20 protein-coding genes and 1 riboswitch are annotated in these 23,872 nt (G+C 67.2%); of the genes, 13 read left to right on the top strand and 7 right to left on the bottom strand.

Going from position 1 to position 23,872, the window contains the following annotated elements; genetic code table 11:
- Window positions 1–27: 27 nt before the first annotated feature.
- The 3 genes from GN331_RS15350 to fusA form a co-directional block, all read right to left on the bottom strand.
- On the bottom strand, window positions 28–588 hold the full coding sequence (locus GN331_RS15350; protein ID WP_197427181.1) for a DUF1439 domain-containing protein: 561 nt from the start codon (window positions 586–588) through the stop codon (window positions 28–30).
- Window positions 589–716: 128 nt separating this feature from the next.
- Window positions 717–1,097: an HU family DNA-binding protein gene (locus tag GN331_RS15345; protein ID WP_156643158.1), complete on the bottom strand. Its 381-nt coding sequence runs from the start codon at window positions 1,095–1,097 to the stop codon at window positions 717–719.
- 156 nt (window positions 1,098–1,253) lie between these two features.
- Window positions 1,254–3,326, bottom strand: a complete 2,073-nt coding sequence (fusA, locus tag GN331_RS15340; RefSeq protein ID WP_156643157.1) for an elongation factor G — start codon at window positions 3,324–3,326, stop codon at window positions 1,254–1,256.
- A 233-nt stretch (window positions 3,327–3,559) separates the two neighbouring features.
- Here fusA and GN331_RS15335 point away from each other — a divergent pair, with 233 nt between their 5' ends.
- Together GN331_RS15335 and GN331_RS15330 are read left to right on the top strand one after the other, a co-directional pair.
- Complete coding sequence (locus GN331_RS15335; protein ID WP_156643156.1) at window positions 3,560–3,997, top strand: OsmC family protein; 438 nt, start codon at window positions 3,560–3,562, stop codon at window positions 3,995–3,997.
- A gap of 156 nt (window positions 3,998–4,153) precedes the next feature.
- Window positions 4,154–4,870 carry a glycine zipper 2TM domain-containing protein gene (locus GN331_RS15330; RefSeq protein ID WP_156643155.1) on the top strand — a complete coding sequence of 239 codons (717 nt, stop codon included), beginning with the start codon at window positions 4,154–4,156 and terminating at the stop codon, window positions 4,868–4,870.
- A gap of 42 nt (window positions 4,871–4,912) precedes the next feature.
- Here the strand turns inward: GN331_RS15330 and GN331_RS15325 are convergent, their stop codons facing one another.
- Window positions 4,913–5,791, bottom strand: coding sequence for a PhzF family phenazine biosynthesis protein (locus GN331_RS15325; RefSeq protein WP_156643154.1), 879 nt, complete (start codon window positions 5,789–5,791; stop codon window positions 4,913–4,915).
- 87 nt (window positions 5,792–5,878) lie between these two features.
- Here GN331_RS15325 and GN331_RS15320 point away from each other — a divergent pair, with 87 nt between their 5' ends.
- The 4 genes from GN331_RS15320 to GN331_RS15305 all read left to right on the top strand — a co-directional run bounded on the left by GN331_RS15320 (window position 5,879) and on the right by GN331_RS15305 (window position 12,082).
- The gene (locus GN331_RS15320) at window positions 5,879–8,470 is read left to right on the top strand and encodes a bifunctional aspartate kinase/diaminopimelate decarboxylase (protein ID WP_425489302.1); all 2,592 of its coding nucleotides are present in this window, start codon (window positions 5,879–5,881) and stop codon (window positions 8,468–8,470) included.
- Window positions 8,467–9,828: a UDP-N-acetyl-alpha-D-muramoyl-L-alanyl-L-glutamate epimerase gene (gene murL, locus GN331_RS15315; RefSeq protein WP_156643152.1), complete on the top strand. Its 1,362-nt coding sequence runs from the start codon at window positions 8,467–8,469 to the stop codon at window positions 9,826–9,828. Before GN331_RS15320 ends, murL begins: the two co-directional genes overlap by 4 nt.
- A complete protein-coding gene (gene murD / locus GN331_RS15310; protein ID WP_331713509.1) occupies window positions 9,809–11,221 on the top strand; it encodes a UDP-N-acetylmuramoyl-L-alanine--D-glutamate ligase in 1,413 nt (470 codons plus the stop codon). The genes murL and murD overlap by 20 nt, the downstream gene beginning before the upstream one ends.
- 123 nt (window positions 11,222–11,344) lie before the next feature.
- On the top strand, window positions 11,345–12,082 hold the full coding sequence (locus GN331_RS15305; RefSeq protein ID WP_425489308.1) for a dienelactone hydrolase family protein: 738 nt from the start codon (window positions 11,345–11,347) through the stop codon (window positions 12,080–12,082).
- Window positions 12,083–12,145: 63 nt separating this feature from the next.
- Here the strand turns inward: GN331_RS15305 and GN331_RS15300 are convergent, their stop codons facing one another.
- Window positions 12,146–13,141, bottom strand: a complete 996-nt coding sequence (locus GN331_RS15300) for a polyprenyl synthetase family protein (protein ID WP_331713508.1) — start codon at window positions 13,139–13,141, stop codon at window positions 12,146–12,148.
- Between the two features lie 121 nt (window positions 13,142–13,262).
- A riboswitch (glycine riboswitch) is annotated at window positions 13,263–13,351 on the top strand.
- A 161-nt stretch (window positions 13,352–13,512) separates the two neighbouring features.
- Between GN331_RS15300 and gcvP the strand changes: the two genes are divergently transcribed.
- Window positions 13,513–16,371, top strand: a complete 2,859-nt coding sequence (gcvP, locus tag GN331_RS15295) for an aminomethyl-transferring glycine dehydrogenase (RefSeq protein ID WP_156643150.1) — start codon at window positions 13,513–13,515, stop codon at window positions 16,369–16,371.
- Window positions 16,372–16,523: 152 nt separating this feature from the next.
- On the top strand, window positions 16,524–16,850 hold the full coding sequence (locus GN331_RS15290) for a PilZ domain-containing protein (RefSeq protein ID WP_156643149.1): 327 nt from the start codon (window positions 16,524–16,526) through the stop codon (window positions 16,848–16,850).
- 15 nt (window positions 16,851–16,865) lie between these two features.
- Here GN331_RS15290 and GN331_RS16605 read toward each other — a convergent pair whose 3' ends face one another.
- Window positions 16,866–17,486, bottom strand: a complete 621-nt coding sequence (locus GN331_RS16605; RefSeq protein WP_197427180.1) for a response regulator transcription factor — start codon at window positions 17,484–17,486, stop codon at window positions 16,866–16,868.
- A 537-nt stretch (window positions 17,487–18,023) separates the two neighbouring features.
- Between GN331_RS16605 and ssb the strand changes: the two genes are divergently transcribed.
- The 5 genes from ssb (at window position 18,024) to rfbD (ending at window position 22,064) form a co-directional block, all read left to right on the top strand.
- Window positions 18,024–18,530: a single-stranded DNA-binding protein gene (ssb, locus tag GN331_RS15280; RefSeq protein WP_156643147.1), complete on the top strand. Its 507-nt coding sequence runs from the start codon at window positions 18,024–18,026 to the stop codon at window positions 18,528–18,530.
- A 120-nt stretch (window positions 18,531–18,650) separates the two neighbouring features.
- Entirely contained in the window at window positions 18,651–19,706 is a 1,056-nt protein-coding gene (gene rfbB / locus GN331_RS15275) for a dTDP-glucose 4,6-dehydratase (RefSeq protein ID WP_331713507.1), read from the top strand.
- Entirely contained in the window at window positions 19,703–20,608 is a 906-nt protein-coding gene (gene rfbA, locus GN331_RS15270; RefSeq protein WP_156643145.1) for a glucose-1-phosphate thymidylyltransferase RfbA, read from the top strand. The genes rfbB and rfbA overlap by 4 nt, the downstream gene beginning before the upstream one ends.
- The gene (gene rfbC, locus GN331_RS15265; protein WP_156643144.1) at window positions 20,605–21,165 is read left to right on the top strand and encodes a dTDP-4-dehydrorhamnose 3,5-epimerase; all 561 of its coding nucleotides are present in this window, start codon (window positions 20,605–20,607) and stop codon (window positions 21,163–21,165) included. The genes rfbA and rfbC overlap by 4 nt, the downstream gene beginning before the upstream one ends.
- Window positions 21,162–22,064 carry a dTDP-4-dehydrorhamnose reductase gene (rfbD, locus tag GN331_RS15260; protein ID WP_156643143.1) on the top strand — a complete coding sequence of 301 codons (903 nt, stop codon included), beginning with the start codon at window positions 21,162–21,164 and terminating at the stop codon, window positions 22,062–22,064. Before rfbC ends, rfbD begins: the two co-directional genes overlap by 4 nt.
- Here the strand turns inward: rfbD and GN331_RS15255 are convergent.
- Window positions 22,057–23,790 (bottom strand): peptide MFS transporter, encoded by a 1,734-nt coding sequence (locus tag GN331_RS15255; RefSeq protein WP_156643142.1) that lies wholly within the window; start codon window positions 23,788–23,790, stop codon window positions 22,057–22,059. The genes rfbD and GN331_RS15255 overlap by 8 nt on opposite strands.
- Window positions 23,791–23,872: the final 82 nt, after the last annotated feature.

Here is a 23,872-nt window from a genome sequence, read left to right as displayed (position 1 = left end):
TAACGCGCGGCATGGAAGGTCCGAAGGCTATTGGTCGAGGTGCAGGACGATCTTGCCGTCGCCGATCGTGGTTTCCCCGATGCGGCGCCCGGCCAGCGTCCCCCACGCATTATCGTCGAGACGGTAGACCGGTTCCTGCTTTGCGTAGTCCACGAGCCAGGTGTTGATCGCGCTGCGGGCCGGCGCGGTCATGGCGCCGCCGAGCGCCGGGACGTCGACGTCGATCAGTTCCGGGTTCACCAGGTGCAGGCCGCGCGTCGACGGATCGAATCGCAACCCGCTTTGCAGCGCGAAGTGCCCGGCTGTCGTTTCGGTATTCATCCCGAGCCCGCCGAAGCCGACGTCGAAATCCATCTGCAGGCGATTGCTGTTCTGCGGGATCGTCAGCCGCGGGTGCATCACGCGCAGCGTGACCAGGCCGCCGAGCTTCTCGTAGTCGCGCGGGAATTGCCGATCCAGGTAGCGCTGCAACTGTGGTTCGGTAAACGAGACCTGGTTGCCCACCAGGGCACTGATCGTCGTACAGGCCGTCAGCGCGGCGGCGAAGGTGGCGGCAAACAAAGCGAAGGCGAGGGCGGGGCGGCGCATCCGGCGGTTCTCCATCGAGCGATGCGCGCAGCGTGCGCCACCGCACGTGAATCGTCGACCCACCGCCGCCAGGCAAAAAAAACGCCCGGACAAGCCGGGCGTCTTTCATGAAGCCTTGGTCAGGCGCCTCAGGCGGCCGCGTCCTTGAGCTTCTTCAGCGGGCGCACCTTCACCTTGACGGTGGCCGGCTTGGCGGCGAACCACTGCTCTTCCTTGGTGAACGGGTTGATGCCCTTGCGCTTCGGCTTGGCCGGAACGTTGACGACGGTGATCTTCAGCAGGCCCGGCAGGGTGAACGCACCCGCGCCCTTCTTGCTGACCGAACCGTGCACGGCGCCTTCCAGCGACGACATCACGGCGCGCACGTCGCGCGGCGCGACGCCCGTCTGTTCGGAAATGTGCGCAACCAGACCCGACTTGCCCAGCGCTTCCTTGATCGGCTTCGGCGCGGCCGACTTGGCAGCGGACTTCGGAGCGGCCTTCTTCGATGCGGCTTTCTTCTTCGCCATATGTGTCCTGATGACTCTTGTGTGAGTTGATGGAATGCCTGGTTGTCCCCCTCGGCCAGCGGAATGTAGGGCATGCCCGCGTTGCCGCCAAGCCCCGGAGGCGGTTTTTTTCGGGCTTTTTTTCATCGCGCGGACGAGCGGGGCTTGTTTGGCCGGTCAATCCTCTTCGATCCGTGGCTTGAAGGCTTCCACCAGGCGTGATTGCACCTGCGCCGGAACCGGCTCGTAATGGCTGAAGTCCAGCGCGTAGCGACCGCGGCCGGCGGTCACCGATTTCAGCTCCGCGGCGTAGCCTTCCAGTTCCGAAAGCGGCACCTGCGCCCGGATGACGATCTCGCCGCCGCGCAGCGAATCGGTGCCGCTGATGCGCGCGCGCTTGGACGACAAGCCGCCGCTGATGTCGCCCATGTGCTGCTCGGGCGCGGCGACCTCCAGGTCGACGATGGGTTCGAGCACCTGCGGGCGCGCCTTCGCGATCGCATCCAGGAACGCCTTCTTGCCCGCGGCGACGAACGCCACTTCCTTGCTGTCCACGCTGTGGTGCTTGCCGTCGTAGACGACCACGCGCACATCCTGCAACGGATAGCCCGCGACCGCGCCGGCGCCGAGCACCTGCCGCACGCCTTTTTCCACCGCGGGCATGAATTGGCCGGGGATCGTGCCGCCTTTGACTTCATCGACGAATTCGAAACCCGCACCGCGCGGCAAGGGTTCGATGCGCAGGAACACTTCGCCGAACTGGCCCGCGCCGCCGGTCTGTTTCTTGTGGCGATAGTGACCTTCGGCGTTCCCGCTCACGGTTTCGCGATACGCGATACGCGGCGGGCGCGTCTTGACTTCCACGCCGTGCTTGTCCTTCAGGCGCTGCAACATCACGCGCAGGTGCAGGTCCGACAGGCCACGCACGACGGTTTCGTTGAGTTCGCCATGATGTTCGACGGCGAAGGCCGGATCTTCTTCGGCCAACTTGTGCAGCGCGGTGGAGAGCTTCTGCTCCTGCCCCTTGTGCGCGGCTTCCACCGCCAGGCCGAACATCGGCTTCGGGAATGCGCCCGGCGCCAGGTGGATCTGGTCCTCGTCGTGGGAATCGTGCAGCACCGCGTCCAGGTGCAGGTCGTCGATCTTGGCGACCGCCGCGATGTCGCCGGGCACCGCCTGCGCGACTTCGACGTGGTCCTTGCCCTTGATCTTGAACAAGTGCGCGACCTTGAACGGCTTCTTGCCGTCGTCGATGAACAACTGCGAATCCTTTTTCACCGTGCCCTGATAGACGCGGAAGATCCCGAGCTTGCCGACGAAGGGATCGTTGACGATCTTGAAGACATCGGCGATGACGTGTTTCGACGGATCGGGCTGCGCGTCGATCGACGTGGCGTCGTCGCCGAGCCCCTTGATGAAGTTCGGCGGATTGCCTTCGCCCGGATGCGGGAACAACTTGCCGGTGATCTGCAGCAGGTCGTCCATGCCCACGCCGCTGCGCGCGCTGACGAAGCACACGGGCACCAGGTGGCCTTCGCGCAGGCATTGCTCGAACGCGTCGTGCAACTCCTGGCCCGACAGACCGTCCTCGCCGAGGTCGAGGTAATGGTCCATCACCGTTTCGTTCACTTCGACGACCTGGTCGAGGATCTTTTGGTGCCATTCGGCGACGGGGCCGAGGTCGGTGTCGCCTTCGCCGAGCTTGCCGGAATACCCGAAGCAATCCACCACGCGCGTGCCGCCATCGGCGGGCAGGTTGAGCGGAAGGACTTCGGGGCCGAAGGCTTCGCGCAGCGCTTCGAGCAGGCGCGCGTTGTTGGCTTCGGCGTGGTCGATCTTGTTGACGATGATGACGCGGCACAGGTTGCGCGCCTTGGCGTACTCCATCATGCGGCGCGTGCCGTATTCCACGCCGGCGCCGGCGTCGCACACGATCGCGACGGTTTCCACCGCGGCGAGCGTGGAGAGCGTGGGCCCGCGGAAATCCGGATAACCGGGCGTGTCGAGGAGATTGACGTGCACCGGCGCGTTGTCGCTGGCGGTGTCGATGCTTGCGATCGCTGCATCGATCGAGTGGCCGCGTTCCTTTTCGATCGGGTCGAAATCGGACACCGTCGTGCCGCGCTCGATGCTGCCTGCCGTCTGGATCGCGCCGCCGGCATGCAGCAGGGCTTCGAAGAGCATTGTTTTGCCGGCGCCGGGGTGGCCTGCCAGGGCCACGTTGCGGATGTTTTCGGTCGTATAGGACATGAGGCCGTCTCTCCCGATATGCGGGTGGAAGGAGGCCGTCATGGCTGTCCGCGGGTGCGAGACGAACCGGAGCGTGTCTGCCGTCCTGGCTGTTCGCCGGGCGGGCCGTCATGGCGGGAGCCCCGGCGACGATGCCGCCGGGACAGCAAATCTCCCGCAGCAGCGGTGAAGGGTCAAGCATGGCGGTGGAGTAGGCTGCCCATCCCCCACCCGTGACTCACGGAGCGCAAGCCATGGCCTCGATCACCCGCAAAGCCACCGCCCATTGGGAAGGCGACCTCAAGTCCGGCCAGGGCCGGCTCGACACGCCGCAAAGCGGCCTGATGGCGGGCACGCGCTATGGCTTCAACACACGCTTCGGTGCCGAGAAAGGCACCAATCCGGAAGAACTGATCGCCGCCGCGCACGCGGGCTGCTTCACGATGGCGCTGTCGGCCAAGCTGACCGAAGCCGGCCACCCGCCGCAATCGCTCGACACCCAGGCCGAAGTGGAACTGGGCATGGAAGGCGGGCCGACGATCGTCGAGATCCGCCTGAAGACGCAGGCGCGCGTCGCCGGCCTGGATGCGGCGAAGTTCCGCGCGCTGGCCGACGATGCGAAGCAGAACTGCCCGGTGTCCAAGGCGCTGAGCGCCGTGCCGATCTCGCTCGACGCAGAGCTTGTCGAGTAACGCATCGACGCTACGCACAACGCGCGCTGACGCCGTGCTGTCGGCGCGCTAAACGATTTTGGCTGCAAGCGTTTCCACCCGCGATCGATTCAGGGTGCATTGCCCGCGCCGACCCGACGATCCCCTCCGCGCCATTCCGGCGCCTGGAGTGACGCCATGAAGCGCTTGTCCGCCACCTTGCTCGCACTGGGCCTGGCCGCTGCCGTGGGAACGGCGTCGGCGCAGAACTACGGCGGTTACACCAACCAGCAGAACGCGATCTACGACTGGGCGCGCGTGGTGCGCGTGGATCCGGTGATCGACTCGCGCTACTCCAATGGCTACGGCAACAACGGCTACGCGAACAACGGTTACGTCAACAACAACGGCAATCGCTGCTACACCTCGGGCGGTTCCTATCCGACCAATGGCGGATACGCGTCGAATGGCCAGTACCCTTCGAACGATCCGTACTACCCGCAACAGGGCCGCTATGGCACCGACACGGGCCGCACGATGGCGACCGTCGTCGGCGGGCTCGCCGGTGCGGTGCTCGGCAGCAAGGTCGGCGGTGGTAGCGGACAAGTGGCCGCGGCCGCGATCGGTTCGATGGTCGGTGGCCTGGCCGGTCGCCAGATCTACGAGGGCACGCAGCGCCGCAAGTACGAGCGCAGCAGCGTCACGGTGTGCGACGACCAGTACGGCAACAACACGTCCAGCAACGGCGGCTACAACGGCAACAACAATTACGGCAGCTACAACGCCAACAACGATGGTCGCGTCGTCGGTTACGACGTGACGTACGAATATGCGGGGCGCCAGTTCAAGACCCGCACCGATCACCACCCGGGCGATCGCATCCGCGTGCGCGTCGACGTCAACGCCGAGCAGTAAGTTTCAGGGAAGGGGGGTCGCATCTTGCGGCCCCTTTTTTTGTCACGGCCAGTTGATGTGGCCTTCGACTACCGTGCAGGTGCGGCCTCCCGACCACACTTCGCCTTCGGCATCGACCGTGAGTTCGATGATCGCGTCGTGGCCGACTTCGCGCCCCTGGCTGATGCGATAGAAGCCGCCGCTTCCCGGCAACGCACCCTGCGACGCGAGGAACGCGGCAAGCGTCGCGTTCGCCGCGCCCGATGCCGCATCTTCGAACTGCGCCGGCGCACCGACCCACGCACGCACCGCGAGGTAGTACACCGGATCGTGGCTGCGCGCGAAGACGCACACGCCCATGCTTTCGGTGTCCTGCGCGAGCTTGCCGATCGCGGCCCAGTCGGGGGACGCGGCGCGCAAGGCCACTTCGTCCGCCATTTCGACCAACCACCAGCGGCGCCCACCTTCGACCAGCGCCGGCGGCAGCGCGCCGAGCGGCAGGCCGGCGAGGGCGGGGCGCAGGCGCGGATCGTCGGGCGAGGCGATTTCCACGACATTCGTGTGCGGCGTGCGCACGGCGATCGTGCGTTTTTGCCCCGAGCCCGTCACGCGCAGGGGAAGTTTGCCGGCGATGCCGTCCTGCACGAGCAGCCCGTCCTTCACCTGCGCCAAGCCCGCGGCCAGCGCGACGTGCGCGCTGCCCACGCTCGGGTGGCCGGCGAAGGGCACTTCCCGGCGCGGCGAGAAGATCCGGAGCCGGTAGCTGCTGTCCGGCGACGCGGCCGGGAACAGGAAGGTCGTCTCCGGCAGGCGCGTCCAGCGCGCGATGGCCTGCATCGCCGCATCGTCCAAGCCCTGCGCATCCAGCACGACCGCCAGCGGGTTGCCCGCCCCGGGCCGATCGGCGAACACGTCCACCTGCATGTAGCGGCGCAAGGCCATGGCAATACCCTAGAATCCCGGAGCCGCATTTTGCAGGCAATCTCGCGCGCGCGTCGCGCATTCCTTCGAACGCAACGAGGATCGGTGGTGTCGCAACCAGTGCGGTGGGTGGTCTTGAAGTTCGGCGGCACCTCGGTGTCGCGTCGCAATCGCTGGGACACGATCGGCCGCCTCGCCGCGAAACGGATGGGCGATGAAGGCGTGCGGGTGCTGGTGGTCGTTTCGGCGCTTTCGGGCGTCACCAACGAGCTGCAGGCCATCGCGTACTCGGCGGTGGGCGAGAATTTCGACGCCCGCATCGACGCCTTGGTCGAACGCCACCGCGCGTTCTGCGCCGAACTCGACCTTGATGCCGATGCAGTCCTCGGCTCGCGCCTGGAAGCGTTGCGCACCCTCGCGAACGACCCGCGCGCAAAAAACCGCGAACTGACGTGGCAAGCCGATGTGCTTGCGCAGGGGGAGTTGCTCTCTTCGACGCTCGGCGCGGCCTACCTGCGTTCGCAGGGCCTCGATTTCGGTTGGAGCGATGCGCGCGACTGGCTCGATGCCGTGTCGCTGCCCAACGCGAGCCCGTGGGCGCAGCGCCTGTCGGTCAATTGCCGTTGCGCGCCCGATGGGGCCTTGCAGGCGCGCTTCGATGCGCAGCCCGCGCCGATGTTGGTGACGCAAGGCTTCATCGCGCGCCACGCCGATGGCGGCACCGCGATCCTGGGCCGCGGCGGTTCCGATACCTCGGCCGCGTACTTCGGCGCGCTGCTGCGTGCATTGCGCGTGGAAATCTGGACCGACGTGCCCGGCATGTTCAGCGCGAACCCGCGCGACGTCCCCGACGCACGCCTGCTCACGCGCCTGGATTACGCCGAAGCGCAGGAAATCGCGACGACCGGCGCGAAGGTGCTGCATCCGCGTTCGATCGCGCCCTGCCGCGATGGCGGCGTGCCGATCACGATCCTCGATACCGAACGCCCCGATTTGCCCGGCACGCGCATCGACGCGAGCGCCACGACGGTGCCGGGCGTCAAGGCGATCAGCCGCCGCAACGGCATCGTGCTCGTGTCGATGGAAAGCATCGGCATGTGGCAACAGGTGGGCTTTCTCGCCGACGTGTTCGAGCGCTTCAAGCGCAACGGGCTGTCGGTCGACCTGATCGGTTCGTCCGAAACCAACGTCACCGTGTCGCTGGATCCCAGCGAGAACCTGGTGACGACGAACGTGCTGGAAACATTGTCGGCGGACCTGGCCGAAGTCTGCCGCGTGAAGGTCATCGCGCCGTGCGCGGCGATCACGCTCGTCGGGCGCGGCATGCGGTCGCTGCTGCACAAGTTGTCGGATGTGTGGGCGACCTTCGGCAAGGAACGCGTGCACCTGATTTCGCAGTCGTCGAACGACTTGAACCTGACCTTCGTCGTCGACGAAACCGACGCCGACGGCATGCTGCCGCAACTGCACGCCGAACTGACCCGTGGCGGCGCGATGCCGGTTCAGGACGCTTCGGTGTTCGGCCCGAGTTGGCGCGACATCGCGCACGGCAAGCCGGTGCGCCGCGTGCCGTGGTGGGTGGGCAAGCGCGAACCCTTGCTTGCGCTCGCCGCCAAGGCCACGCCGACCTACGCCTACGATCTGGCGACCGTGCGCAATCGCGCGCGCGACCTGATGTCGATCGATGCGATCGACCGCCGCTTCTTCGCGATCAAGGCCAACCCGCATCCGGCGATCCTGCGCACGCTGGTCGAAGAAGGCTTCGGCCTGGAATGCGTGTCGATCGGCGAACTCGAACACGTGTTCCAACATCTGCCGTCCTTGTCGCCCGAGCGCGTGGTGTTCACGCCGAGTTTCGCGCCGCGCAAGGAATACGAAGCGGCCTTCGCGCTGGGCGTGACGGTCACGCTCGACAATGTCGAAGCGCTGCATCGCTGGCCCGACGTGTTTCGCGGGCGCACGATCTGGTTGCGCCTGGACATCGGCCACGGCGGCGGGCACCACGCGAAGGTCAACACCGGTGGCGTCGCCGCGAAGTTCGGTTTGTCGCTGCAACGCTTCGACGAGTTCGTCGAACAGGCGCGCAAGCTCGACGTCCGCATCAGCGGCCTGCACGCGCACATGGGCAGTGGCATCGACGATCCGCGCCATTGGCGCTTGATCTACGCCGAACTCGCGGGCATGGCCGACAGCGTGGGCACCATCGAATCCATCGACATCGGCGGCGGCCTGCCGGTCGCGTATACGCCGGATTCGGAAGACTTCGATCTCGTCGCGTGGCGCGCGGGGCTCGAGGAAATCCGCGCTGCGTATCCGCGTTTCCAGCTCGTCGTCGAACCCGGCCGCTTCATGGTTGCCGAATGCGGCGTGCTGTTGCTGCACGCCACGCAGGTCGTCGAAAAGGACGGCGTGCGCCGCGTGGGTTGCGACGCGGGCATGAACGCACTCGCGCGCCCGGCGATGTACGGGGCGTACCACGGCATCCACAATCTCTCGCGCCTGTCCGACGTCGATACGCTGGAATTCGACGTCGTCGGCCCCATCTGTGAAAGCGGCGACGTGCTGGGCCATTCCCGCCTGTTGCCCGCGGCGACGATGGAGGGGGACGTCATCCTCGTCGCCGACGCGGGCGCCTACGGCATGGCCATGGCGAGCACCTACAACCTGCGCGCATTGCCCGCAGAGGACACGATCGAATGACCGGCTGGACTTTCTCGCGCGACGCGATCCGCGCGTTCCGCTTCGTGCGCAACACCTTCGACGCCGCCACGGGCGTGGCGCAACTGATCTACGCGTTCGACGACGGCCCGGAGCTGATCGAAACGATCACGTTGCCGGGCGCGCCCTTCGCGCTGGACGGCGCGCGTGCGGAGGCGGCGCAGCGTGCATTGCGCCTGCTGCATCTGCTCGCGGGCGTGAGCTATTACAAGGCGGCGGTGCCGGCGGAGATCCGCATCGAAGGCGAGCCGATCGACGCGGCGACGGCGGCGATGCTCGATTCGTTCTATCTCAACGGATTGGGCGAGTTCGCGTATCGCAACGGGCTGCACCTGCACGAGCGCATCAAGTTCCCGCATGCGGCGAACGATGCGCCGGCCGCGCCCGCGATCGGACTGCCCGAACATGCGCTCGTCGCGATCGGCGGTGGCAAGGATTCGCTGGTGTCCATCGAGGCGCTGCGCGCCGCGGGCGTCGAACAGACGGTCACGTGGATCGGCGGTTCGCAATTGATCAAGGCCTGCGCGGAACGCACGGGCTTGCCGACGCTCAACATCGGGCGCGCGCTTGCACCGGAGTTGTTCGAGTTCAATCGCCAGGGTGCGTTGAACGGGCACATCCCGGTGACGGGCGTGAACTCGGCGATCATGCTGTTCGCCGCCATCGTGCTCGGCGCCAACCAGGTCGTGTTCTCGAACGAACGCTCGGCGAGTTACGGCTCGCTGATCCCGGGCACGGGCGAGGTCAACCACCAATGGTCGAAGGGCTGGGCGTGGGAACAGACGCTCGCCGGTTTCGTGCAGTCGCACGTCGCCTCCGACCTGCATTACTACTCGTTGCTGCGGCCGTTGAGTGAGCTTGCGGTCGCCCGGCAGTTCGCGAAGACCGACCACTACGACGCGCACTTCTCCAGCTGCAACCGCAACTTCCATCTCCTCGGTGAGCGCCCCGCGAGCCGTTGGTGCGGCGTGTGCCCGAAGTGCCACTTCGTGTTCCTTGCGCTCGCGCCGTTCATGTCGAAGCCGCGCCTGGTCGGCATCTTCGGGCGCAACCTGCTCGACGATCCGGCGCAGACCGCCGGTTACGACGCGCTGCTGGAATACCAGGACCACAAGCCGTTCGAGTGCGTGGGCGAAGGCCGCGAATCGCGCGCCGCGATGGCCGCGCTGGCCGCGCGTCCGGAATGGCGCGAAGACGCGCTGGTCGAACGCTTCGCGCGCGAGATCGCGCCGCAGCTCGACGCGGGCGAACTCGACGTCGCGGGCCTGATGGCGATCGACGACGAACACCGCATCCCAGCTTCACTCTGGGCCAGGCTGCGTGCGCATTTCGTCGCTTGACGGCAAGCGGGTCGCCCTCTGGGGCTGGGGCCGCGAAGGTCGCGCGGCGTATCGCGCGCTGCGAGCACGACTTCCGCATCAGCCGCTGACGCTGTTCTGCGACGCGGCCGAAGCCGAGGACGCCGCGACGCTGCACGATGCCGCGTTGACGACGCACACGCACGTCGACGCCGATGCGCTTTCCGCGTTCGATGTCGTCGTGAAGTCGCCGGGCATCAGCCCGTATCGCGTTGAGGCGGTGTCGGCGTGCGCGCGCGGCACGCGTTTCATCGGCGGTACGGCGCTGTGGTTCGGCGAACACGCCGCGACGGGCCATGGCCGCACGCTCTGCGTGACCGGCACGAAGGGCAAGAGCACGACGACCGCCTTGCTCGCGCACTTGTTGCGCGCGGGCGGCCATCGCACGGCGCTCGCGGGCAACATCGGTTTGCCGATGCTCGAGTTGCTGGACGCCGATGCTTCCGCGCAGGAAGCACCCGCGTACTGGGCAATCGAGTTGTCGAGTTACCAGACCGGTGATGTCGCCGACTCCTGCGCGCGGCCCGATGTCGCCGTCGCGCTGAATGTGTTTCCCGAACACCTCGATTGGCACGGCGGCGAAATGCGCTATGTCGCCGACAAGTTGCGCCTGGTCACCGACGCGCGCCCGCGCATCGCGGTGCTCAACGCCGCCGATCCGACGCTCGCCGCGTTGCGCCTGGACGAGGAAACGCAGGTGCGCTGGTTCAATCGCGAAGACGGTTGGCATCTGCGCGGCGACGTGTTGTATCGCGGCGATCGCGAGGTGTTCGATACCGCGTCGTTGCCGCTGCCCGGCCGCCACAATCGCGGCAACCTGTGCGCGGTGCTGACGGCGATCGAAGCGCTTGGGCTCGATGCGGCCGCGCTCGCGCCGCACGCCGCGGCCTTCCGTCCGCTGCCGCATCGCTTGCAAACCATCGGCGTGCGCGACGGCATCGCCTACGTCAACGATTCGATCAGCACCACGCCGCATGCGAGCCTCGCGGCGCTGGCGTGCTTCGCCGATCGGCGCGTCGCGTTGATCGCCGGTGGCCATGATCGCGGCATCGATTGGTCGGGGTTCGCCGAACAGATGCGCACGCACGCGCCCGCGGCCATCGTCACGCTCGGGCAGAACGGGCCGAAGATCCACGACCTGCTCGAACCGGTGGCGCTCGGCGGGGCATTCGCCTTGCGCGAAGCGCGGGACCTCGCCGATGCGATGGCCCAGGCCCGCGATGCGCTGGCGGGCGAGGGCGTCGTGCTGCTTTCGCCCGGCGCGCCCAGCTTCGGCGCCTACAAGGATTACGTCGCGCGCGGGCGCCATTTCGCCAGCCTCGCCGGCTTCGATCCCGACACGATCAGCGCCATCCCGGGCCTCGGCATCGCGTGAGCGTTCACGCGGCGGACGCGCTTCGGGGGTAGGCTCGCGCACAGCCAAAGGCAAACGGAGTCCGCCATGCGTCGCACGATCTTCGGTCGCACGTTGTTCGCGTTGTTGCTCTGCGCTTTCGGGATGTCGGCCGCGCACGCCGAGATGCAGGCCAAGCCGGTCGAATGGAAGGTCGGCAAGGACAGCTTCAGCGGTTATCTCGTGTACGACGATACAAATGCGATCAAGCGCCCCGGCGTTTTGATGGTGCCCGACTGGTACGGCGTCACCGATTCGGCGATCGCCAAGGCCAAGCACATCGCCGGCGACGATTACGTCGTGCTGCTCGCAGACGTGTACGGCAAGGGTGTGCGCCCGAAGACCGACGAAGACGCGATGGGGCAGGTGAAGAAACTCCGTGCCGACGTCGCGACCTTGCGCGCACGCACGGGCAAGGCGCTCGACGTGTTGCGCACCGCGAAGGATGTACCGCTCGATGCGAAACACATCGGCGCGATCGGCTACTGCTTCGGCGGTTCGGCGGCGCTGGAACTCGCACGCAGCGGCGCGGACGTCGATGCCGTCGCGACTTTCCACGGTGGCCTGGCGACGACGACGCCCGCAAAACCCGGCACGGTGAAGGCGAGCCTGCTCGTGCTCAACGGCGCCGACGACCAGGGCACGGCGGGCGACATCCCCGGATTCGAAAACGAGATGAACGCGGCGAAGGTGGATTGGCAGTTCGTGAACTTCAGCGGCGCGGTGCATTGCTTCGCGCTGCCGGATGCGAACAAGCCGCCGGGCTGCGTTTACAACGAACTGGCGGCGCGCCGTTCCGAACGCATGATGCGCGTCTTCTTCGCCGAGAAATTCGCGAACTGACGGCCTTCATCCCCCTTCCAAGGGGGATCGAGCGCGCAAAGCGCGCTCGAGGGGGATAACGCACTAGCGATCCCGCGACACCGCATACCGCGCCAACCCCCGCAACGCATCCACCGCGACGTTCGACGGCATCCCGTCGAGCGCCGCTTCCGCGGCCTGCGCGAATTCGAACGCGCGCCCGCGGCTGTATTCCAGCCCGCCCGTCGCGTTGATCGCGGCGACCACCTGCGGCATCGCATCGACGTCGCCATGTTCGACGGCGTTGCGCAGCGCGGCACGCGTGGGCGCATCGCTGTGCGCGATCGCGTGGATCAACGGCAGCGTGGCCTTGCCTTCGGCGAGATCGTCGCCGAGGTTCTTGCCCAGCGCGTCGGCGTCGGCGGCGTAGTCGAGCACGTCGTCGGCGATCTGGAAGGCGTAGCCGAGCTGCAGGCCGTATTCGTGCATGGCATCGCAGGTCTTCGCATCCGCGCCGGCGAGCAGCGCGCCCAGGCGCGTGGCGGCGGCGAACAGGACGGCCGTCTTGCGCTCGATGACGCGCAGGTAGGCGGCTTCGTCGGTGTCGGGGTTGCGCACGTGCAGCAGCTGCAGCACTTCGCCTTCGGCGATCTGGTTGGTCGTGTCGGCGAGGATGCGCATGACTTCCATGCGGTCGAGTTCGACCATCAGCTGGAAGCTGCGCGAATACAGGAAGTCGCCGACGAGCACGCTCGCGGCGTTGCCCCACACCGCATTGGCCGTGCGGCGGCCGCGGCGCAGATCGGATTCGTCGACCACGTCGTCGTGCAGCAAGGTCGCGGTGTGGATGAACTCGACCACCGCCGCGAGCTGGTGCGCATGCGGGCCGCGATGGCCGAGCGCGCGCGCGGCGAGCAACAGCAACATCGGGCGCAGGCGCTTGCCGCCGGCGCCGATGATGTACTCACTGACCTGGTTGATCAGGACGACGTCGGAGGCCAGGCGCTTTCGGATCAGCGCATCGACGGCGGCCATGTCCTCCTGCGCGAGGGCCTGGATCGCGGGCAGGTCGGGGAGGCTGCGGTCGGGGGCTGCGTTCACGTCGGAGGCGGGCAGGGCGGCGGGGGCGGGCGGCAATTATAGGCAGGCCCACACATTCACGGTCCCGCGTTTGCCGCGCGGGGTGGGGGCATGAGACCATTCGCGGGCTTTATTTAGCAGCACCTGTCGCGTGGGAGAGACCGGCCCAGTGCCGGCGCCGAAGGAGCAACCGCCCCGGAAACTCTCAGGCAAAAGGACCTCGCGGCAGACACAATCTGAAAAGTGACCGGCGGTCTCGCACCGTGCGTCCCGGAGATCCTCCCCCATCCGGCCGCGCGACCCTGTATGCGAACCCGTCCCCGGCCCGCCGAAGGAGTAACGCTCTCAGGCGAATAGACAGATGGGGCGCCCTATTTTCCCAAGGCGCGCCCATGACGACCCCGCTCGACACCCGTAACGAATTCATCGCGCGCCATATCGGCCCGCGCGAGGCCGACACCAAGGCGATGCTCGACCTGCTCGGTCACGCCTCGCTCGACGCCCTCACCGACAGCGTCGTTCCCGCCAGCATTCGCGGCACCGCGGTCCTTCCGGCCAGCGATGGCCTCGGGGAAGCCGAAGCGCTCGACCTGCTGCGCACCATCGCCGACAAGAACAAGGTGCTGCGCTCGTTCATCGGCCAGGGCTACTACAACACGCACACGCCGGCGCCGATCCTGCGCAACCTGCTCGAGAACCCCGCGTGGTACACGGCCTACACGCCGTACCAGCCGGAAATCTCGCAGGGCCGCCTCGAAGCGCTGCTCAACTTCCAGACGCTGGTCGCGGACCTCACCGGCATGGAAATCGCCAACGCCTCGCTGCTCGACGAAGGCACCGCCGTCGCCGAAGCGATGACGTTCTGCAAGCGCCTGTCGAAGAACAAGGCGGCGAATGCCTTCTTCGTCTCACAGCATTGCCATCCGCAGACCATCGATGTCGTGCGCACGCGCGCCGAGCCGCTGGGTTACGAAGTGATCGTCGGCGACGAGTTCGCGCTGGAAGACGTGTCGAAGTTCTTCGGCGCCGCGCTGCAATACCCGGCGACCAACGGCGACGTGCACGACCTGAAGGCCATCGTCGCCAAGTTCCATGCGGCCAATGCGCTCGTCGCGGTCGCGGCCGACCTGCTTGCGCTCACGCTGCTCACGCCGCCGGGTGAATTCGGCGCGGACCTCGCGATCGGCAGCGCGCAGCGCTTCGGCGTGCCGCTCGGCTTCGGCGGCCCGCACGCCGCGTACTTCGCGACGAAGGATGCCTTCAAGCGCGACATGCCGGGCCGCGTGGTCGGCATCTCGATCGACCGCCACGGCAAGCCGGCCTATCGGCTTGCGATGCAGACGCGCGAGCAGCACATCCGCCGCGAGAAGGCGACCTCCAACATCTGCACCGCGCAGGTGCTGCTGGCCAACATCGCGAGCATGTTCGCGGTCTACCACGGTCCGGAAGGGCTGCAGGCGATCGCCGAGCGCACGCACGCGCTCACCGTCATCCTCGCCGCCGGCCTGAAGCAGCTCGGCGTGCAGGTCGAACAGAAGACCTGGTTCGACACGATCACCCTCGCCACCGGCGGCCGCACCGGCGCGCTGCACGACAAGGCGCGCGACGCGGGCTACAACCTGCGCGAGATCGATCCCTCGCGCCTGGGCATCTCCGTCGACGAAACCACCACGCGCGCCGACATCGAAGCGCTGTGGCACGTGTTCGCCGGCGAAGGCGCGGCGATCCCGGATTTCGACGCGCTGCACGACACCGACGCCACGCTGCCCAAGGGCCTGCGCCGCACGTCGAAGTTCCTGCAGCACGTGGTGTTCAACACGCATCGCTCCGAAACCGAGTTGATGCGCTACCTGCGTCGCCTGGCCGATTACGACCTCGCGCTCGACCGCACGATGATCCCGCTGGGCTCGTGCACGATGAAGCTCAACGCCGCGAGCGAGATGATCCCGGTGACGTGGCCGGAGTTCGGCGCGCTGCATCCCTTCGCGCCGGAAGACCAGGCGCTGGGCTACGCGAAGATGACGCAGGACCTCGAGCGCATGCTGTGCGAGGCCACCGGTTACGACGCGGTGTCGCTGCAGCCCAACGCCGGTTCGCAGGGCGAATACGCGGGCCTGCTCGCCATTCGCGCGTACCACGCCAGCCGCGGCGAAGGGCATCGCGACATCTGCCTGATTCCGTCCTCGGCGCACGGCACCAATCCCGCGACGGCGAACATGGCCGGCATGCGCGTGGTCGTCACCGCGTGCGACGCGCGCGGCAACGTCGACCTCGACGACCTGCGCGCGAAGGCTGCCCAGCATGCCGACAAGATCGCGGCGATCATGATCACGTATCCCTCCACGCACGGCGTGTTCGAAGAAGGCGTGCGCGAGATCTGCGAGATCGTGCACGGCCACGGCGGCCAGGTGTACATCGACGGCGCGAACATGAACGCCATGGTCGGGCTGTGCGCGCCGGGCAAGTTCGGCGGCGACGTCTCGCACCTCAACCTGCACAAGACCTTCTGCATTCCGCACGGCGGCGGCGGCCCGGGCGTCGGCCCGATCGGCGTGAAGTCGCACCTCGCGCCCTTCCTGCCGGGGCATCGCACCGGGCACCTCGCGCGCAAGGACGGCGCGGTCGCGGCGGCGCCGTACGGCAGCGCGAGCATCCTGCCGATCACGTGGATGTACATCCGCATGATGGGCGGCACCGGCCTGCGCCTGGCCTCGCAGATGGCGATCCTCAACGCGAACTACATCGCGCGTCGCCTCGAAGAGCATTACCCCGTGTTGTACGCCGGCCACGAAGGCCTCGTCGCGCACGAATGCATCCTCGACCTGCGCCCGCTCAAGGACAGCAGCGGCATCAGCGTCGAAGACGTGGCCAAGCGCCTGATCGACTTCGGTTTCCATGCGCCGACGATGTCCTTCCCGGTCGCCGGCACGTTGATGATCGAGCCGACGGAAAGCGAGTCGAAGGAAGAGCTCGATCGCTTCTGCGAAGCGATGATCGCCATCCGCGAAGAGATCCGCGCGGTCGAAAACGGCACGCTCGACAAGGACGACAACCCGCTGCGCAACGCGCCGCACACCGCGCAGGAAGTGGTGGGCGAGTGGACGCATCCGTATTCGCGCGAAGCGGCGGTGTATCCGTTGCCGTCGCTGGTGGCCGGCAAGTACTGGCCGCCGGTGGCGCGCGTGGACAACGTCTACGGCGACCGAAACCTCGTCTGTTCCTGCCCGCCGCTCGAGGCTTACGCCGAGTAACGGCAACGGCCGGCGTTGTGCAGTGCGCAATGCCGGCCCCGCGAACGACCGTCCTTCCCCTGCAGCGCGCCGCCGGTCCGGGCGGCGTGCCTGCCGACGCCTCGTCGTACGCGCTCGTCACGAATGGCGCAATGCAGCGCTAGCATCCGTGCATGGAAACCTCTGCCGCCGTCGCCGCCGACAAGCGCAAGCACGCTCGGTTCAACGTGTTGTGCGCGGTGCTCGTCGCGCCCAACGGACATTCGCACGAGGGGTACATCCTCGATCTTTCCGAAGGCGGCGCGCGCGTGGACCTCGTGCCGGGCTGGACGCCGGCGGACGGCACGCAACTGCGCATGTTCTTCGACGTGCCCGACAGCGATTCGGTCACGCTGCAGACGCACGTGGCGTGGGTGGCGGTCGACCACATGGGCCTGCGGTTCGACCCCGAGCAGGACGCCGAGATCGGACGCCTGATGGAAGCTGCCGGCGCGGTGTGATCCGGCAGCGCTTGCTTATGCCGAATCGGTTTCGCGCGCGAGCTCGATGAGGTCGCGGATGTTGCGTGCGCCGAGCTTGCGCATGATCTTCATCTTGTACGCACTGACGGTCTTGTTGCTCAGGCGCATGTGTTCGCCGATGTCGCGGTTGGACTGGCCGGCGACGAGGCAGCGGAAGACTTCGAACTCGCGCTCGGTCAGGCGCGTGACCGGACGGCCGTCGGTCTGGCCATCGCCTGCGAGCACCAGCAGTTCCTGGTTGAAGTAGGACTTGCCGCGCGCGACCACGAGCGCGGCCATCGCGATCTCGCTCATCGCATCGGTCTTGTGCACGAAGCCGTTGGCGCCGGCGCGCAGCGCACGCAGGCCGCTTTCGTGCGCTTCGCCACCCGACACGACGAGGATGCCGACGCCCGAACCGCCTGCGCGCAGGCGCGAGATCACTTCGACGCCGCCGAGCACGGGCACGCCCAAGTCGATGATCAACAGATCGGGTTGCAACGTGCGCACCGCCGACAGTGCCGCGCCGCCGTTGTCGTGCACGGCGACGACTTCGAAGGTCTCGTTGGTTTCCAGCAGGTCTTTCAGTGCGGCCGAGACCATGGGGTGGTCGTCGACGATGATCACTCGATACATGGATCTGGCCCTGGGTTGAACGAAGGTGGCGAGCGAGCGCGCCCCCGCGATCGCATGCGATCCGATTCTAGGCACGCGATCGCCGTGGACGACGGCACGCGATGCAGATCTGCACCAAGGGGCACGTGTGTCGCACAGGGGCGACATCGCGAAGGCGCGGATTAGAAGGCAAGCGCGGAGTCGACGAAACGAACGTCGTCCGAACATTTGCGGAGTGGAGACGTTTCCTGTCCGCATCCGCGCTGATTCATCGATGCGCAAGCTGCGTTTGTTCGAAGCGAGCGTATTTCGCATCGCGCCGTGGACGCGTTGGGGGGCGATGGGGCCCGGATCGGCGCGGGCCGCGGGCGCATCGCCCCGGCGCGACCCGGCGCGGGATGCGCGATGGCGGGCCCCGCCAGCGACGGGTCGGAGAGCCACATGCGAATCCGCCGACAGGTCGGCAGGCGGCGTCCCCGGCCGCTGGTACCATGTGCCACTGGCCAGCCGGCCCCCGCGACCGGCCGTACCCAACCCGCATTCGAGGACACGCATTCCATGGCACGTGGCATCAACAAGGTGATCCTGGTCGGCAATCTCGGCAACGACCCCGAAACCAAGTACACGCAGGGCGGCATGGCCGTCACCTCGATCAGCCTCGCCACGACCAGCGTGCGCAAGGACAAGGACGGCAACACCCAGGAGCGCACCGAGTGGCACCGGGTGAAGTTCTTCGGGAAGCTCGGCGAGATCGCCGGCGAATACCTGCGCAAGGGCTCGTCGGTCTACGTCGAAGGCTCGATCCGCTACGACAAGTTCACCGGCCAGGACGGCGTCGAGAAGTACTTCACCGACATCGTGGCCGATGAGATGCAGATGCTCGGCGGCCGCAGCGAAGGCGGTGGCGGTGGCGGCGGTGGTGGCGGCGGCAGTCGCGCCGAGCGTCCGCAGCGTTCCGCGCCTCCGCAGCGCCAGGAAGGCGCGCCGCGTCGTGATTCGGCACCGGCCGGCCCGGCCGCGCGCGACTTCGGCGACGACTTCGCCGACGACGACATCCCGTTCTGATTCCTCGCCGCCCGCGGCCTGAAGTCGCGGGCGGCATCGATGCAACACACGCGGCCCGGGAGAGGGGTCGTTTCTGAACGCCGGACGGGGCGGCGACACAGCAAGGCACTGGAGGCTGATGTGACGACCTGGTTGGTGACCGGCGGTGCCGGTTTCATCGGCGGTAATTTCGTACTCGACGCGGTGCGCCGCGGCGTGCGCGTGGTGAACCTCGACGCGTTGACCTACGCGGGCAACGTCGACACGCTGGCGCCGCTTTCCGGCAACGCGAACCACGTGTTCGTGGAAGGCGACATCGGCGATCGCGCGCTGGTCGACCGCCTGCTGCGCGAACACGCGCCCGACGCGGTGATCAACTTCGCGGCCGAGAGCCACGTCGATCGCTCCATCGACGGCCCGGCGGCATTCGTGCAGACCAACGTCGTCGGCACGCTGGCCTTGCTGGAATCCGCGCGCGATTACTGGAAGGCGTTGCAGGGCGACGCGAAGTCCGCCTTCCGCTTCCTGCATGTTTCCACCGACGAGGTCTACGGCTCGCTCGGCGAGACCGGCAAGTTCACCGAGACCACGCCGTACGCGCCGAACTCGCCGTACTCCGCATCGAAGGCCGCTTCCGACCACCTGGTCCGCGCCTTCCACCACACCTACGGCTTGCCGGTCCTCACGACCAATTGCTCGAACAACTACGGGCCGTACCAGTTCCCGGAAAAACTCATCCCGCTGATCATCGCGCGCGCGCTCGCCGGTGAGCCGCTGCCGGTGTACGGCGACGGCAAGAACGTGCGCGACTGGTTGTATGTCGGCGACCACTGCGCCGCGATCCGCGCCGTGCTCGAAGGCGGCCGCGTCGGCGAAACCTACAACGTCGGCGGCGATGCCGAACGCCAGAACATCGATGTCGTGCGCACCATCTGCGCGCTGCTCGACGAACGCCGCCCGCGCGAAGACGGCAAGAAGCGCGAAACGCAGATCACCTTCGTCGCCGATCGTCCGGGCCACGACCGCCGTTACGCGATCGACGCCGACAAGCTGAAAGCCGAGCTCGGCTGGAAGCCCGAACACACCTTCGAACAAGGCATCGCCGACACCGTCGACTGGTACCTCGCGCACCAGGACTGGGTCGGTCGCGTCACCGACGGCAGCTATCGCCTCGAACGCATCGGGACGGCCGCATGACGCCCGCGCGCACGACCAACCGCAAGGGCATCATCCTCGCCGGCGGATCGGGTACGCGCCTGTATCCGATCACCAAGGCGATCAGCAAACAGCTGCTGCCCGTGTTCGACAAGCCGATGATCTATTACCCGCTGAGCGTGCTGATGCTCGCCGGGATCCGCGACGTGCTGATCATCAACACGCCGCACGAGCAGGCCCTGTTCCAGAACCTGATCGGCGACGGTTCGCAGTGGGGCATGAACATCGAGTACGCCGTGCAGCCCAGCCCCGATGGCCTGGCGCAGGCGTATCTGATCGGCCGCGAGTTCGTCGACGGCAAGCCGAGCTGCCTGGTCCTGGGCGACAACATCTTCTACGGGCACGGCCTGACGGAGCTGTTGCAGCGCGCGGACGATCGCACCGACGATGCCGCGACGGTCTTCGGTTACTGGGTGCGCGATCCGGAGCGCTACGGCGTCGCCGAGTTCGACACCGACGGCCGCGTCGTCGGCCTGGAAGAAAAGCCCGCCAAGCCGCGTTCGAACTACGCCGTCACCGGCCTGTACTTCTACGACGGCAACGCCAGCGAGTACGCCGCGCAGCTCAAGCCGTCGGCGCGCGGCGAACTCGAAATCACCGACCTCAACCGCGTGTACCTGGAGCAGGGCCGCCTGCACCTGGAGAAACTCGGTCGCGGTTACGCCTGGCTCGACACCGGCACGCACGAATCGCTGGTCGAAGCTTCGACCTACATCGAGACGATCGAAAAGCGCCAGGGCTTGCGCGTCTGCTGCCCCGAAGAAATCGCCTACTTCAACAAGTGGATCGATCGCGCGCAGCTCGAGGCGCTGGCGAAGCCGCTCGCGAAGAACGGCTACGGACAATACCTGCTCAGCCTGCTGGAACACGGACGCGTCGAATGAAAGTCGTCGAAACCGGATTGCCCGGCTGTGTCGTGATCGAACCCGCGGTGTGGGGCGACGCGCGCGGCTTCTTCTATGAAGCCTGGAACGCCGAACGCTTCGGTGCACTCGGTTTGCCGACGCACTTCATGCAGAGCAATGTGTCGTCGTCCAGTCGTGGCGTCCTGCGTGGCCTGCACTATCAGTGGCCGAATCCGCAGGGCAAGCTGGTGAGCGTGCTGGAAGGCGAGGTGTACGACGTCGCGGTCGACATCCGCCGCGGCTCCCCGACCTTCGGCCAATACACCGGCGTGATCCTCAGCGCCGACAACAAGCGCCACTTCTGGGTACCGGAGGGTTTCGCGCACGGGTTCGCGGTGCTGTCCGAACGCGCGCTCTTCAGCTATCTGTGCACCGCGCCGTACGACAAGGCCGCCGATGCCAGCCTGCGCTGGAACGACGCGCAGATCGCGATCGACTGGCCGATCGGGCATCCGTCGCTGTCGGAGAAGGATGCGAACGCGCCGTTCCTCGCCGACGTCGCGCAGGAGCGCTTGCCGATTTACACCGCGCCATGACCGTCCTGCTCCTCGGCGGCGATGGCCAGCTCGGGCGACGCCTGCGCGGCACGCTCGCGCCGCTGGGCGATCTCGTCGTCACCTCGCGCGGCGGCACGCTCGCTGATGGCACGGTGTGCGAAGCCCTCGACCTCACCGACCTCGAGTCGATCGATGCGCTGATCGCGCGCGTCGCGCCCGACATCGTCGTCAACGCCACCGCGCACACGGCGGTCGACCGCGCCGAATCCGAACCCGACCTCGCGCATCGCATCAACGCGCAGGCGCCGGCCCGCATCGCGGCCGCGTGCGCCGCGCGCGGTGCGTACTTCGTGCATTACTCGACGGACTACGTTTTCGACGGACAAGGCAAGCGCCCGTATCGCGAGGACGATGTCACCGCGCCGCTCGGCGTCTACGGCATTTCCAAGCGCACCGGCGAGCTCGCGATCGAGCAAAGCGGCGCACGCTACGCGATCTTCCGCACGGCGTGGGTGTACGACGTGCACGGCCACAATTTCCTGCGCACGATGCTGCGCGTCGGTGCCGAACGCGACGAACTGCGCGTCGTCGACGACCAGGTTGGCACGCCGACGCCCGCATGGCTGCTCGCCGACGTCACCGCGCAGGTGTTGCGCGCACCCGTGCGCCGCACCGGGTTGTGGCACCTGGCGACGACCGGCAAGACGAGTTGGCACGGATTCGCGACCGCGATCTTCGAAGGCGCCGTTGCACGCGGGTTGCTCGCGAAGGCACCGCGCGTCGTGCCGATCCCGACGTCCGATTACCCCACGCCCGCCGCGCGTCCGGCGTATTCGGTGCTCGACACCACCGCCGTGCAGCGTGACTTCGGCATTGCGTTGCCCGATTGGCGCGCGGCGCTCGACGCCACGCTCGACCGGATGCAGCCCGTTATTTGACGCCGTGCATCCACCGCTTCAACAGCGGCGTGATCACGAGGAACACCACCGCGGATCCGATGCCGATCCACAGCATCAGCTGGAACAGGTGCGCGTAGCGCCCCGCGGCATCGACGACATCGATCGCGCCGCCTTCGGGAATCTCGATCGACGCCAGCTTGCCGAACGAGGCCGCCAGCACTTCCGAATACGCCGTCGCGAGCCAGAAGCCGCCCATCATCAAGCCCACGACTTTCGCGACGGACAACTGCGTCACCGCCGACAGTCCGATCGGTGACAGGCACATCTCGCCGACCTCGAGCAGGAAGTAGGCGAGCACCAGCCACCACACGCTCGCCATCGCATTCGGCCCAACGGTCTGCGCCGCCGCCAGCAGGGGCAGGAACGACAAGGCCGCGAACAACAACCCGATCGCGCTCTTCAACGGTTTGCTCGGATTCGCGCCGCGCTTTTCCAGCCACGGCCACAGCCACGCGAAGATCGGCGAGAGCAGAACGACGAAGAACGAGCCCAGGAAGGTCAGCGACCCGGCGGTCTGCGGCACCAGCACCACGTCGCGGAAACACGCGACCGCCATCGCGACCACCCAGAGGGCGACCAGCGCGCGTGCAAAACCGCGCTGCCCCGCATCGCTCGCGCGCAACGCCATCACGATCAGGATCGGCGAACCCGCCATCAGCCAGATCGACCACGGCAGCGTGCCGCTCGCATCGCTCACCAACGACGGGAACATGTCCTTGGTCATCAGGCGATCGGTGAACGTCAGCCATGAGCCGTAGGTCTGCTCGTACAGGGTGAAGAACACCAGCACGCCGAGGATGCTGACCAGCAGCGCCATCATCTGCTGGCGTTGCTCGCGCGTGCAGCGCGCGATGACGTACCAGAGGAACCACGCGAAAAACAGCGCGGCCACGACGTGCATCGACCAATGCACCGCGCGCGTGGTCTGGATCAATTGCCACACCACCGCCACGCCGGCGAACGAACCCAGGTAGATCCACCACTCGCGCGAGATGCCCGCCACGCGCGCGCGCAACGCGCCCGGATCACGCGGCTCCGCGTGGCCATGCAAATACTTCTGTCCCCACAGGAACATCGCCAGGCCCGCGAGCATGCCCACGCCCGCCGCGCCGAAGCCGTATCGCCAACCGTAGGTCTCGCCGAGGAACGCGCAGATCAATCCCGCGAACAGGCCGCCGACATTGATGCCCGCATAGAAGAGGGTGAAACCCGAATCGCGGCGCGGATCGTCTTCGGCGTAGAGCTTGCCGACGATCGTCGAGATGTTCGGCTTGAGGAAGCCCACGCCCATGATGATCAGCGCGAGCGATCCGTAGAACACCTGCAGCGCGCCGGCGTCGCGCACCATCACGCCATTCACCATGCGCGCCTGGTCGCCTTCGACCGCCATGCCCAGGTGCCCGAGGCAAAGCAAAATGCCGCCGAGCACGACCGCCTTGCGCATCCCGAGCCAACGGTCGGCGAGCAGGCCGCCGATCACCGGCACCGCGTAGACCAGGCCGCCGTAGGCGCCGATCAGGTCGTAACCCGCGTCGTCGTCGAAGCCGTGGTGCTTCAGCAGGTACAGCAACAGCAGCGCCTTCATCCCGTAGAACGAGAAGCGCTCCCACATCTCGGTGAAGAAGCAGACGAAGACGCCCTTGGGGTGCCCGAGGAAGTCCTCGCTGCGCGGAATGTCGCTGTAAGCGGTGACGGACGACGACATCGCGCTGGCTCCCCCCGGGGCCGGACAGGCGAGGCGAGTATAGGCTGCGGGCCCCGCAAGTCGGTCGCGCTGGACGGATTGG

Source organism: Noviluteimonas gilva (assembly GCF_009740395.1).
GTDB classification, from domain to species: Bacteria; Pseudomonadota; Gammaproteobacteria; order Xanthomonadales; family Xanthomonadaceae; genus Noviluteimonas; species Noviluteimonas gilva.
This window is presented reverse-complemented; position numbering and strand designations above follow the sequence as displayed.